The following is a 13,198-nucleotide window of genomic DNA, read 5'->3' as shown; positions in this document are numbered from 1 at the left end:
TGCCAATATCAGAGATTGAGAAGCGGAAGAGAAAATAATGTCAAAACAACTCAGTGAACTGATCCAAGCCGCAGAATAGCTACCCCCCGAAGAACAACTGCGCCTCATTGCTCACCTCGCACAAGGGCTAAGTGAGAAGATTTCAGATAATGAGAAACAGATTCGATCGACAACCATAGAATGAGATGAACAAACCGGAGTAATCAGATGAATACTAAAGAAAAACTCATTGAAGCTATCAGACAAGCACCAGACGCTGTAGTGGAAGAACTGTTTCATTTTCTGCAAATGACTCAATCTCGACACGATCGACAGCAACCTAGTCTGGAAGCCACCCCGCACGATAATGCGCTCAATGCAGATGAACCAATTGAGACAGAAGATGAAACTTTGTTAGAACTTATGGAACGGTTAACCGCCGACATGACTGAGGAAGAAATTGCTCAGCTTCCAAAAGATGGTGCAGAACAACATGATCACTACATCTACGGAAGTCCCAAGAGACCGAAATGAAAGCTGTCTTTGCTGACACATTTTATTGGATCGCATTTATTAATCCAGGCGATGAATGGCATTTAAGGGTTAAGACTGTTGCAGCCAAGCTCAACAAAACGCAAATCGTTACAACAGACGAAGTTTTTGTTGAGGTTCTGGCTTTCTCTTCGACTCGTGGCACTCTTATGCGAAACCGCGCTGTTGAACTTGTTAAGAGTGCTATGACAAATCGTAGAATTCAGGTGATTCAACAAACTCATGAATCGTTTCTTGCAGGTGTTGAACTCTATGAAAATCGACCCGACAAAGAATACAGCCTCACTGATTGCATCTCAATGAATACGATGCGCCAACTTGGAATCATTGAAGTTTTGACTCACGACAAACACTTTACCCAAGAAGGCTTTGTCATTCTATTTCCTGATTAACGTGGTCGATCGCACCCTACAACAAAAATTAAATTTGTGACCGATATCAGAGATTGAATTGCAGCACCGTTATGAATAATGCGTAAAATCGGCTCAGCCAGCAGCATTAACCCATAAGTAATGCCCATAATGCAGACCACAACACAAGCTGTTACTATTCGGTTCGATCGTCACCCACAACGTCAAGAAATCGTTTAGTGCTTTATCAAGCGTGGTTAGAGTTCACACCGGAACCAACTGAAACTCCTTCACAGCAGGTAGAAAATTCGCGTTCTCATGCGACGATCGACTTAACTTAATCAATACAAACCGTTGAATTGGCGTGAGTGTTTGCCATTGCTTGGGTGTAATCCTCACGCCAACTCTTTCAGCTTGTTGAATCACGCTTTCAGGAATATTGACCGCATCATTCCACGAGGGATTCTCATCGATCGCTAAGTCCGTTGCTGTCTCTCCTGTCCGCTGCTCGATTAGCTGGTGTAATAATTCTTTGTACTTGCGAACTTCATCTTCTGTGCTGCAAGGCGCATCAACGGTCTGTTGTCGATCGGATTCACTAAACTTATTCCATTGATGTAACTTTAGTTTGACACCACAAGTATCTAACTTGTATCGCACAATCATCGGAATGCAGCGGAGCGAATCAACAAAATCAGATTCAAACTGAAAAAAAGGACTCATCGATCGCTTCCTTAATGATGATTTCTTGGGGGAACTTTGCGAACCAGCCAATAGCTAACCGAAAGGGCAAGAATCGCGGCTGCCAGCGCAATTAAATCGAGTCCAGCCGTTTTCTCTAAATCGAGAATGATGATCTTTCGAGCCACGGCAATCAGTGAAGTCACAATGACTAACTCGACTTGAATGACGTACTTTTTCAAGTAAGCGGTAATGTTTTCTAGAATCTCAAACGCGATCAGAACATTCAAAAACAAACCAAAAATTGTAAACAGAACTCTGGTCGAGTTGTCATTCGGTGAAATCGAGGTGAGTTCAACAAACAGCACTCTGCCGAGTTGAAACACTGATAAAAAAATCACCAGCAGCATCATGATCGACAGGATCTTGGAAACCCCGCCCTCAATTCGTTCGAGGAAACCGAGAAAATTATCGTCTTTCATTCCCTCACGCAAGGATTTCCACAGGGAGCGCCGCATAAATACCTACCACCTCTACTGCTGAGAGCATACCGAGTCACGGCGATCGCCGTAAAGAGAATCGTGTGCTTTGTTACATCGCGGATTCTATCAACAACAATTAGGTAGAATCTATGCTTGCAGAAACCGCTAAGAAGCAGAGGCAAGAAGTGTAGCCTGCGTTGACTCGCTGGTGTCGCTTTCACAATCGGAGCCATCGATCGCTGCGATCGGAATCAATTGAACCGCACAGGCTTTCAGTTCGGGTTGCTTCGAGTCTGGACAAGCGACTTCATGCGTTAACGCATTCGCTTCAGCTTGCTCTGCCCACAATGCGCCCCAGTGCATCGGCACAAACACTGTTCCCGGCGGAATCGCTTTTGTGATCTTGGCTGGAAATCTTGCTTTGCCTCGCCGCGATCGCACTTCAATCCATTCCTCAGCTTCGATGCCTAACTGATCTGCATCCTTGGGATGAATCTCAATGAATGGATTCGGATACATCTGGCGAATTTTCTCGATTCGTCCGGTGCGGCTCTGAGTGTGCCAATGTCCATACAATCGACCTGTCGTTAACACAAACGGATAGGTATCATCGGGCGGTTCTGCTAATCCACGCGAGTAGACGTTAGAGAACCGTGCCTTGCCATCAGCAGTGTGAAACTTCAAATCGGTATAAAGGCGTTTCGCGTTTTCGGTTTTTTGTGGAGTTAGTTCGGCTTTGTTGGAAAAAGGCCATTGCGTTGCGCCCATTTCGCGTAAGAAAGTATGACTCAATCCGGATTGATCACAAGGTCGATCGCGGGTAATCCGCACAAATTCCGCATAGACTTCAGCCGAATAGTTAAACGCAAACTGCTTGCGATAGCCCAATCGTCGTCCAACTTCTGCAAAAATTTCCCAATCGGTTCGCGCTTCACCCGGAGCCACCCGAAACTGCGGACACAACGTCACGCGCCGTTCAGAATTAGTCATAACTCCCGTCTTTTCGCTCCATTGCGTTGTCGGTAGCAACACATGAGCATAGTCTGCCATCTCGGTTGGATAGTAGCACTCTTGATACACCGTGAAAGGCGATCGACGCAGCGCCGCTTTTGTCCGCTCCAAATCTGGCATACTTACGGCTGGATTTGTTGCTGCTACCCAGAGCATCCCAATTTCCCCGGTTTCCAGCCCTGTGATCATCTCCCAAGCTGTGCGACCGGGATGCGGCGAGATTGCACCTGAAGGAAGCTGCCAGAGCTGCTCAAGTTCGGCGCGATGTTCGGCGTTCATGACCGATCGATATCCCGGCAACAAATGAGACAAGCCACCTGCTTCCCGTCCTCCCATTGCATTCGGTTGCCCGGTGAGTGAGAAGGGGCCTGCTCCTGGTTTGCCAATCTGCCCGGTGAGCAAGTGAAGATTAATAATCGATCGCACCTTTGCTGTGCCTTCTGAGGATTGATTGATCCCCATCGACCACATGGACAGCACCCGCTTCGATTGGCTCCAATAATGTGCAGCCGTGAGCAAATCCACTTCAGCAATGCCACACCGAACTGATACGACATCGGGCGGATAGTGGCGAATCACTTCTTTGAAGTCTTCAAACCCGTTCGTGTGGGCATCAATAAATGCCGGATCGATATCTCCCCAGCGCAGCAATAGGTGAGCTAAGCCATACATCAAGTCGATGTCCGTACCGGGATTGATTGCCAGATGCAGATCAGCCACTTCAGCAGTTTCAGTCCGACGAGGATCTACAACCACAAGCTTCACATCGCGATTTTTCTTGTGGTAGCGACGAAAGCGGTTAAAGACGATCGGATGGCATTCTGCCGTATTCGTTCCAATTAGAAACGCACAATCGGTCTGCTCTAAGTCTTCATAACAGCAGGGCGGGCCATCTGAGCCAAAGCTTTGAAGATATCCCGCAACTGCCGAAGACATACACAATCGGGAATTCGCATCAAAGTTATTGGTACCGAGACAGCCTTTCATTAGCTTCTGCGCGATGTAGTAATCCTCGGTCTGGAACTGTCCCGATCCATACATCGCGATCGCATCTACGCCCTGCGTAAACTTCACTAAACGAATGCGATCGACAATCTTAGAAAGCGCCTCTTCCCAAGTCACCCGTCGAAACGGTTCATCCAGTGAATCCCGCAGCATCGGATAGCGCAGGCGATCTTTGTGGAGGGATTCTGCGATCGTTGCTCCTTTGACACAGACTAATCCTTGACTGGAAGCATGAGCGCGATCGCCGCGCACATTCCAAATCGGTGTTCCATCTGAGGCGCGGTTGATGGCTTTACCCGGCAAGGCAGGCGGCAGCACCTCTAAGCCGCAGCCAACCCCACAGTAGGGGCAGAGCGTTTTAGTTGGTTCAGCCATAAATGGTTCTCTCCCTGTTATGTCTCAAGTTCTGCTGGCGGACGCTGAAGGACTTGAAGGTGCGGACAAGCGATCGTTTGCAGCAATTGCAATCCGGTTGCAGTAAACGTATAGATTTCTAGCAGTTCTTCGGGTAAGGCTTCAAAAATAAATTTTTCCCCAGGGAATACAATGCGATCGAGGGATAAATCAGGATTGTTTTGTAACCGGATTTGCTGAAGCTGTCTAGTTGAGTTGATGTAGTAGCACAAGATTGAAGTCATGAAATCAAGGGGGGAGCCAGCCCTGAAAGAAAACAAATCCGAACCATGAATCCCACAAAGCCAACAGTGAGAGATAGAGCCTTCAAGTCTCAGTTCATTCTGATTGGGGGGCTTCGAGTTGAACTGTGTTATCAGTTACGAGCTGATACTTCTTCAAGATTAAATCCGACCGCTACAAGCGCATCAGATTGCGATCGTACCGAACACATCCTCAGCTTTGTTCGGTACGATCCGCTTTGTCAACGTTTACTCATCATCGTGAGCATAGCGACCAAATAGAAAGTCAAGTGCCTGGTTCCGCAGGGTGTAATACTGCGGGTCTTCCATTAGTGCTGCCCGATCGCGGGGACGAGCAAATGGAACAGTCATGATTTCGCCGATGTTTGCTGCAGGCCCGTTGGTCATCATCACTACGCGATCGGCAAGAAACAAGGCTTCATCAATATCATGCGTAATCATCAGCACTGTAACTTTGTGCTGTGACCAGATTTGCAGCAGTTCTTCTTGCAGTTCTTCTTTAGTGATGGCATCGAGCGCACCAAACGGTTCATCCAGAATCAGCACTTGTGGATAGATCGCAAGGGCGCGAGCGATCGAGACTCTTTGCTTCATGCCTCCCGATAGCTGTCCTGGCTTTTTGTTGGCTGCTTCTTCGAGTCCAACCATTGCTAAGTGCTGATGCACAATCTCGGTTTTATCTGCTTTAGACTTCTCTGGATAGACTGCATTTACCGCGAGATAAATGTTCTCGAATGCAGTTTTCCAAGGCAAAAGCGAGTAGTTTTGGAACACGACCATGCGATCAGGCCCCGGTTGCAGCACTCGTTTACCCTCAACGCGCACTTCGCCCGTAGTGGGCTGACCAAACCCTGAAACCATGTCCAGCAGGGTAGACTTACCGCAGCCGGAGTGACCAATGACACAGACAAACTCACCTTCAGCAACAGTCAGATTCACATCTTGAAGAATGACAGCTTCGCCACCATCTTTTTTCGGGTAGACCTTGGAAACTCCGTCAATCTCGACAAAAGGAGCGACGGCGAGAGCTTCGGTTTGAGAGGTTTGAGCGGAGAGAATTTGCATAAGGTGGGGAGTAGAGGAGTGAGAAGAATAGAGGATCAGAAGGTTTCTGATCCTTGAAGTTTAGGCTGCGATCGGAGATTCGACTGCATCAAGGTTGACTTCTTCGATGCGAATCTCGCGATGGATTTCTAGGCTGTTAAGGTAGCCGATCGGATCATCAGGATTAAACACTTTGCCATCGAAAAGTGAGAAGGAACTACGATCACCTTCATTGTCCGGGAAGCCAACTTCACGGGCAGCGCGACCATAGAGATCGACGCGACGGACGCGATCGGTGACTTCGATCCAGTTGCGCGGGAAGGGAGTAATGCCCCATCTGGCAAGCTGAGTTAGAATCCAGAGTCCTTCAACGCGACCGGGACAGTTCGCATTGTCCACATGGAACTGATTAAAGCGGAGGAGATTGGCTGGAGTTTCGCCTGTGCCTTTGTCGTAAGCATCAATGAATCCAGGGCGGGCGTATTCTGCGGCTGCACCCACGTATTGAGGGCGCGCTAGCAGACTGAGAATTTCTTCGCGGTTTCTACGATCGTCACAGTATTCACACGCTTCGAGCAGAGCTTTGACTAGAGCATTGTGCGTCTCTGGGTGTTGATGTGTCCAACCTTCGCGCACGCCTAGCACTTTCTCAGGATGTCCTTGCCAGATATCTAAATCGGTTGCAATCACATAGCCTGATCCTTCTTTGACAGCGCGAGAGTTCCAGGGTTCGCCCGCACAGTAACCATCAATGTTGCCTGCCACTAAGTTAGAAACCATTTGCGGTGGTGGAACAATGGTGATGGCTAGATCTCGATCGGGATCAATGCCCCCGGATGCTAACCAATAGCGCAGCATCAGATTGTGCATTGAAGTCGGATAAACCACACCCAAAGTATGAGCGCGATCTTGCGTCTCTTCGAGGAAGCGTTTGAAGTCAGAGAGCGATCGGACTCCTTGCTCCAAGAAAGATTTTTTCAGCGTAATCGAATTTCCATTGCGCGATGTCACCAGTGCAGTCACGACCGGCTGAGGGGCATGACCTCCATAGCCCAACGTCATGGCTAACGGCATCGCTGCTACCATTTGCGCTGCATCGAGTCGTCCGGTGCGAATGCCTTCCGAAATCGCTTTCCAGCTTGGTTCGCGGCTGAGTGTGACTTGTTCTAGCCCGTGCTTCTTGAAGAAGCCTTTTTCTTGTGCAACCACGAGCGGTGCACAGTCTGTGAGGGGAACAAAACCGATTTCGAGATTGACCTTCTCTAAGCCATTGCGGGCGATCGACACTCGTTCTTTGACTTGGCGTTTCTTCGCCCGTTTCTGCTGATTGAGGAAGTAGATCATCTCATTGCGTAACGCATAGTAGCTGGGATGATTCACTACTTCTAAACGATTACGCGGACGGGGAATCGGCACCGATAGAATTTGTCCGATGTGAGCTTCCGGGCCGTTCGTTAACATCACAATGCGATCGGAGAGCAGCAAAGCTTCATCGACGTCATGGGTCACCATAATGCAGGTGACATTGTTCTCCTGTGCGATCGACATTAACTGCTGTTGTAGATTGCCTCTCGTTAATGCGTCTAATGCTCCAAAGGGTTCATCGAGTAAGAGCAGCTTCGGACGAATTGCCAGAGCGCGAGCGATCGCAACTCTCTGTTTCATCCCTCCGGATAGTTCTTTCGGCTTTTTGTCGGCTGCATGGCGCAGTCCTACCATATTAATGTGATGTTCAACTACACTTTGCCGCTCTGATTTTGGTGCATCTTTCATCACCTTATCGACCGCTAATGCAATGTTCTCGCGGACTGTCTTCCAGGGTAAGAGCGAATAGTTCTGGAACACCATCATGCGATCGGGTCCTGGCTCTGTGACTTGTCGCCCTTCGAGAATTACACCGCCTGTGGATGCTTGATCGAGTCCCGCAATGATATTCAGCAGCGTGGACTTACCACAGCCAGAGTGTCCGATGAATGAAATGAACTCGCCTTGTTTGATCTTGAGTTCGATGTTTTTGAGCGCAATGTATTCACCGCCATCCTTGAGCGGGAAAACCTTATCAACGTGGTCAACTTCTAGAAAAACAGACATATGCAGCAATGGGGTGAAGGGTTTAGTGATCCGAAGTAATGCGTGAGCCAATCCAACCAACCAGACGATCGAGCGCTAGACCCACAAGACCCGTCGAGAAAACATAGATAATCGTTTTACTCATGCCTAGATCGCCGCCGGAGTTGTAGGCATCCCAGATCTGAAACCCGATACCATCGCCGGGTGTCATCATTTCTGCCGCCACGATCGCCAACCACGCCAACCCAATCCCAATCCTCAAACCGCCAAACACATAAGGAACAGTCGAAGGCACCAGAATGCTAAAAAAATACTCTTTGCCTGACAGCTTCAGTACCTTAGCCACGTTGTTATAGTCCTGCGGAATTTGCTGTACGCCGAGAGCCGTATTGATTACGATCGGCCAAATTGCGGTGATGAAGATCAAAAAGATACCCGCAGGGCGACTATCACGAAAGATACCCAGCGCGATCGGCAACCACGCCAGCGGCGGAATCGTTCGCAGAACTTGAACGATCGGATCAACACCCGTTCGCATAAATTGGCTGACTCCGAGCAAAACACCGATAGCAATCCCAGCCACAGCCGCCAGCATATATCCAATTAGAACACGCTGCAAACTTGCCAATAGCAGAAAACCAACTCCTGTACCCGCTTCCCCGACCGAGAAGGGATCAAGCACTAATATCCAGGTTTGTTGAATCACCTTGATCGGGCCTGGCATTTGTGAGTCCGGACTCATGCACAGCAGTTGCCAGACCGTTAATGCAGCCATGACACAGACAATTACCGGAATCAAATTATTGCCGTAATTTTTCAGCGCTTTTGAGAACTTGGACGATCGAGCGGGACGAAGAGACGGGTTGATAGTCATGGCAGAAGAGATAGTTGATGAGGATGACGGTGAACTGTGAAGGGCTAGTTGACTAACCAGTTGGCTAACCCTTCAGGCTGAACTCACTTACGCGACTTTGATCTTCAAGCTATCGAGGTAAGCTTTGGGATTTGCCGGATCGAAGGTGACGTTGTTGAAGAAGGTTTCGACTCCACGCGAAGTCTCTTTCGGAATCACGGCTTCTTGTCCGATCGCTTTTGCCGCTTCTTTCCAAAGATCTTCTCGGTTGACCTGATCAACTAATGCTTTCGCATCGGTGCTGGCTTCAAACTTGCCCCAGCGCATATTCTCGGTAACAAACCACAGATCATGACTCTTGAACGGATATGAAGCTTGGTCGCGCCAGAACTTCATCAACAAGGGACTATTTTGCAGTGTCCGACCATTGCCAAAGTCGAAGTTCCCTTTCATCCGCTCTAGAATGTCCTCGACTGGAGCATTAACATACTTTTCAGCCGAGATGATACGACACATTTCCTCTTTGTTTTCGTCCTTGTCGCACCACATCTGCGCTTCTTGAACTGCCATCAACAAGGCTTTGGCAGCTTTCGGATTCTTATCGACCCAATCTTTCCGCATTGCAAACGCTTTTTCGGGGTGGTCTTTCCAGAATTCTCCGGTCGTGATCGCGTTGTAGCCGAGTTTTTTGTTGACTAAGCGATCGTTCCACGGTTCACCCACACAGAAAGAATCCATCGTCTTGGTTTGCATATTCGCAACCATCTGAGGCGGCGGAACTACCACGATTTCGACATCGGTTTCGGGATTGATCCCACCTGCTGCTAACCAATAGCGCATAATTAAATCATGGTTTCCACCCGGGAAAGTCACCGCACACTTGAACTTTCTGCCTGAAGCTTTCATCTCATCGACTTTTGCCTTCAGCGGCGTACTATCCGCACCGAGATTGAGGTTTGCGTAGTCGCTGGCGATCGATATGCCCTGACCGTTGGTGTTCATCCGCGCCAGAATGCTCATCGGCACTGGCGTATTGCCTTTGGTGATCTTCCCGGTGGTCATGAAGTAGGGAATCGGAGACAGAATGTGAGATCCATCAATGCCGCCTCTTTCGGCACCTAGCTCTAAGTTATCGCGCACCACTGCCCAGGAAGTCTGCTTGGCGACAGACACATCTTTCATGCCGTACTTGGCGAAGAAGCCTTTTTCCAACGCAACAATCAAGGGAGCCGAATCCGTCAGCGCGATAAAGCCAAGTTTAGCGGTGGTCGTTTCTGGTGCATCTGCTGCACTTACGTTCACAGCAGGAGCCGCATTCGTCGTAGATGAACTGCTCGAAGCACTTTTATTCAAGCCTGTGCTGCAACCATTGATAATCAGCGTACCTGCTGCGGAAGCACTTGCGGTCAAGAGAAACTTACGTCTTGAAAGATTAGACATGGATGATGGTTAGAGAAAGTGTACTGGGAATAAAAGGGAAAGCACAGCAAGTGCTGATGTGTAAGGGCGAACAAACTTAGGCATCGAGAACGATGCGATCGACGGGACGAGCAATGCAAGTTAGGATCTTTCCGGCAGCTCGATCGCGCTCGTCTAGTGCATCCGGTTCACCGTCGTAGCTAACTTCACCTTCGAGTAGGGTGCATTTGCAGCTACCGCAGGTTCCAGAGCGGCAAGAGCTATCGATCGCAACCTCTGCCTGATCGGCAACATCAAGAATGAAGTCATTTTGAGTACAGGTTACATCTTTACCTGACCGAACGAAACTTACGGTAGCGGGTGTTACCACTGGCGTTGGCACGACCATGGGAGAACTGAGAACATACTCAAAGTCTTCGGTTGTCGATTGACCGTTGGGCGTTTCGGTTGCGGGTCGATCGAGGGTAATCCATGCCGTTTGAGCAAGTCGGGTGGATTCGGGCAACTCTGACCAAGGACGTGCGCCAAACTGCTCAATTAAGATCTCTTGCAAAATCGGCTTAAGGTCTTCACAGGGAATGCTTTTTCTCACACAGGTTCCAAGCTCAGCGTGTTTGCCAACTTTGCCACCCATGTAGAGATCCACACCTTCCACGGTGCGACCGTCTTTGCGAACTTTTGTACCCATCAGTCCGATGTCTGCCACCTGCGGTTGTCCACAAGAGTTCGGACAGCCTGTCCAGTGAATTCGCACCGGACGCGGACAGTGCAATTCTTGTTCGAGTTCTTGCATCAAAGCGACTGCACGATTTTTGGTTTCAATCAGAGCAAAGTTACAAAACTGTGCGCCTGTGCAAGAAACTAAAGCGCGGGAGAGATTTTGCGGCTCGATCGAAAACCGTTTGACGATCGGCTCTCTCAGCAATGCCGAAACGCGAGAGTCTGGAACATTGGGAATGATTACATTCTGTTCCACGGTAAAGCGAACTTCGCCGCTGCCGTAAACTTCTGCAATTCGAGCTAGATCAAACAAGTCTTGAGCGAATAATCGTCCCACGGGAACGTGCAATCCGACATAGTTAAGTCCCGGCTGTTTTTGAGCATGAATGCCGATGTGATCGCGTTTGTCCCAAAGAATCTCATCTTTCAGAGCAGCAGGCGTGAATTTGTAGCCTAAGCGGTTTTCCACGGCTTCGCGAAAGGCATCGAGACCCAAATCATCAATCAGCCACATTAAGCGGGCTTTCTGGCGATTTGATCGCAAGCCCAAATCACGATACACGGTCAAAATCGCTTCACAAACGGCGACGACATCACGCGGATCAACCCAGGCATTTAAGGGAATCGCTGCATCGCAGCGCTTTGCTGAGAAGAAGCCACCGACTAAGACATTAAAGCCGAGCGTCCCCTCTTTGTAAGCAGGCACAAACGCGATGTCATTGATTTCTGCATGAACCGAGTTATCGCGACAGCCCGCGATCGCAATGTTGAACTTACGCGGCAGATTGCTAAAGCTCGGATTGCCACGACCATTGTTCGTGATCATATCCTGCACTTTTCGCACCAGTCCGCGGGTGTCGATCAACTCATCCGCATCAATCCCAGCGACGGGCGATCCGGTGATGTTGCGAACGTTATCCATCCCGGACTGAACGCTCGTTAATCCAGCCTGATCGAACTTGCGGAAGATTTCCGGTAAATCTTCGATCCGAATGCCGCGCAGTTGAATATTCTGGCGCGTGGTGATGTCCGCATTGCCGTCATCGCCATAACGCTGTAGGATTTCTCCTAACACTCGCGTTTGCCCACTGGTCAAAATTCCATTCGGAATTCGCATCCGTAACATGAATTTGCCAGGGGTAACGGGGCGGAAAAATACGCCCAGCCATTTCAAGCGATAATCGCGATCGGTTTCATCCATTGCTTCCCAGCCGAGATGAGCGAACTGCTCTAGCTCTGCTTTCACCGCAAGACCGTCTTTCTCTGCTTTGAGTTTTTCAAACTTATTCTGAGTGGGCGCAGATGCAAGGGTGTCTGTCATGGATTGAGCCTATAGATAAAGGTGTTCCAGAGCGAACACAAGTCTGATCGTTTCGTCTCCCCAATTCGATGTCTTTGGATGCGACGTTGACCATGCAGTAAAGGTAAGCGGGATAAGAGAGAAAATTCGTAGCTGTTGTTACAAAGTATGTCGTAATATGACGTTTTTGCATAATGGCTATTCGTTTTCGTCATCTGCCCCTAGAAAGAGGTTCGCCACCGTACCTTAGAACAAAGAGGAAAAGGAGAACGCGATGCGTCGTCGAACATTTTTATCGTGGGCTGGAGTGGGTTGGCTGATGAGTCGAGTTCCAGCCGGATTGACTGCGTTTCTTGCGGCTTGCACGGGGCGGGGCAATGAGCAAGCAAACGCTAAGAGACTTGAGACGGTGGGAACGATCGCAGAACTCGATGCCAAAGGTTTCCTACAAACCGAGTCCCCGGTTCCGATCGTGGTGATTCGCAGTCCATCTGATCCAAAAACGCTGATTGCAGTCAATTCGACTTGCACCCATCAGGGCTGCTTGGTCGGTTGGAGTAAAGAGCGTAAATCGTTCGTCTGTCCCTGTCATGGCGCGGCATTTGCTGCGGACGGTACAGTGCAAAAAGAACCAGCCGCGAAACCGTTAGAGACTTATCCGGTTCAGATAGATGGACAGAATGTTCAGGTGAAATTAGGTTAATGCGCTTTTGGATAGAGGAAGGTCGATCGGCATTGATCCACTGTTAAATCAGACCTAAATCATTGGAGGTTTGGCTTATGACTCAGGCTGCAATTCGGAATGAAGCCATTAGTAACCTTGAGTATGACTTGCTCACAGCGTTGCAAAATAAGGCAGAAGCGGTAAAAGCATACGAAACGTACATCAAAGACGCAGAACAAATGCAGTCTCAGCCCTGTGCTGAACTATTCCGCAAGCTGAGAGACGCAGACATGCAAACGGCTCAAGAAATCCGTCATCATCTTCAACAAGTGATGCAAAACGGTAAAATGTAAAACAGAATCTAAAACAATGAGTGCGGTGGGGATTGATGCTCTGCCGCACTCATGCAAAC

Annotated in this window: 13 protein-coding genes; 4 read left to right on the top strand and 9 right to left on the bottom strand. The window is 49.0% G+C overall.

The genetic code is table 11. The features are described from left to right. The first annotated feature begins 207 nt into the window (after positions 1-207). Positions 208-513, top strand: coding sequence for a hypothetical protein (locus tag H6F51_08020; GenBank protein MBD1822441.1), 306 nt, complete (start codon positions 208-210; stop codon positions 511-513). Further along, on the top strand, positions 510-923 hold the full coding sequence (locus H6F51_08015) for a type II toxin-antitoxin system VapC family toxin (GenBank protein MBD1822440.1): 414 nt from the start codon (positions 510-512) through the stop codon (positions 921-923). Before H6F51_08020 ends, H6F51_08015 begins: the two co-directional genes overlap by 4 nt. A gap of 222 nt (positions 924-1,145) precedes the next feature. Here the strand turns inward: H6F51_08015 and H6F51_08010 are convergent, their stop codons facing one another. From H6F51_08010 to H6F51_07970, 9 genes are all read right to left on the bottom strand, one after another. Then, positions 1,146-1,604 carry a nitrate reductase associated protein gene (locus H6F51_08010; GenBank protein MBD1822439.1) on the bottom strand — a complete coding sequence of 153 codons (459 nt, stop codon included), beginning with the start codon at positions 1,602-1,604 and terminating at the stop codon, positions 1,146-1,148. 11 nt (positions 1,605-1,615) lie between these two features. Then, on the bottom strand, positions 1,616-2,044 hold the full coding sequence (locus H6F51_08005) for a phosphate-starvation-inducible PsiE family protein (protein MBD1822438.1): 429 nt from the start codon (positions 2,042-2,044) through the stop codon (positions 1,616-1,618). Positions 2,045-2,209: 165 nt separating this feature from the next. Beyond that, positions 2,210-4,435: a nitrate reductase gene (locus H6F51_08000; protein MBD1822437.1), complete on the bottom strand. Its 2,226-nt coding sequence runs from the start codon at positions 4,433-4,435 to the stop codon at positions 2,210-2,212. A 17-nt stretch (positions 4,436-4,452) separates the two neighbouring features. Then, on the bottom strand, positions 4,453-4,698 hold the full coding sequence (locus H6F51_07995) for a DUF1830 domain-containing protein (protein ID MBD1822436.1): 246 nt from the start codon (positions 4,696-4,698) through the stop codon (positions 4,453-4,455). A 246-nt stretch (positions 4,699-4,944) separates the two neighbouring features. After that, positions 4,945-5,781 carry an ATP-binding cassette domain-containing protein gene (locus H6F51_07990; GenBank protein MBD1822435.1) on the bottom strand — a complete coding sequence of 279 codons (837 nt, stop codon included), beginning with the start codon at positions 5,779-5,781 and terminating at the stop codon, positions 4,945-4,947. A gap of 60 nt (positions 5,782-5,841) precedes the next feature. After that, a complete protein-coding gene (locus H6F51_07985; protein ID MBD1822434.1) occupies positions 5,842-7,851 on the bottom strand; it encodes an ABC transporter substrate-binding protein in 2,010 nt (669 codons plus the stop codon). Between the two features lie 22 nt (positions 7,852-7,873). Continuing rightward, positions 7,874-8,704, bottom strand: coding sequence for a nitrate ABC transporter permease (gene ntrB / locus H6F51_07980; protein MBD1822433.1), 831 nt, complete (start codon positions 8,702-8,704; stop codon positions 7,874-7,876). Between the two features lie 87 nt (positions 8,705-8,791). Next, the gene (locus H6F51_07975) at positions 8,792-10,123 is read right to left on the bottom strand and encodes an ABC transporter substrate-binding protein (protein ID MBD1822432.1); all 1,332 of its coding nucleotides are present in this window, start codon (positions 10,121-10,123) and stop codon (positions 8,792-8,794) included. 76 nt (positions 10,124-10,199) lie between these two features. Continuing rightward, positions 10,200-12,143 carry a ferredoxin--nitrite reductase gene (locus tag H6F51_07970; GenBank protein MBD1822431.1) on the bottom strand — a complete coding sequence of 648 codons (1,944 nt, stop codon included), beginning with the start codon at positions 12,141-12,143 and terminating at the stop codon, positions 10,200-10,202. Positions 12,144-12,396: 253 nt separating this feature from the next. Here H6F51_07970 and H6F51_07965 point away from each other — a divergent pair, with 253 nt between their 5' ends. Next, positions 12,397-12,825 carry a ubiquinol-cytochrome c reductase iron-sulfur subunit gene (locus H6F51_07965; protein ID MBD1822430.1) on the top strand — a complete coding sequence of 143 codons (429 nt, stop codon included), beginning with the start codon at positions 12,397-12,399 and terminating at the stop codon, positions 12,823-12,825. 77 nt (positions 12,826-12,902) lie between these two features. Continuing rightward, positions 12,903-13,139, top strand: coding sequence for a hypothetical protein (locus tag H6F51_07960; protein MBD1822429.1), 237 nt, complete (start codon positions 12,903-12,905; stop codon positions 13,137-13,139). The last annotated feature ends 59 nt before the right edge of the window (positions 13,140-13,198 follow it).

The sequence above is a fragment of the Cyanobacteria bacterium FACHB-DQ100 genome, from assembly GCA_014695195.1.
GTDB lineage: Bacteria > Cyanobacteriota > Cyanobacteriia > Leptolyngbyales > Leptolyngbyaceae > Leptolyngbya.
The sequence above is the reverse complement of the archived record's forward strand: the minus strand, read 5'-3'. Positions and strand labels throughout refer to the sequence as shown.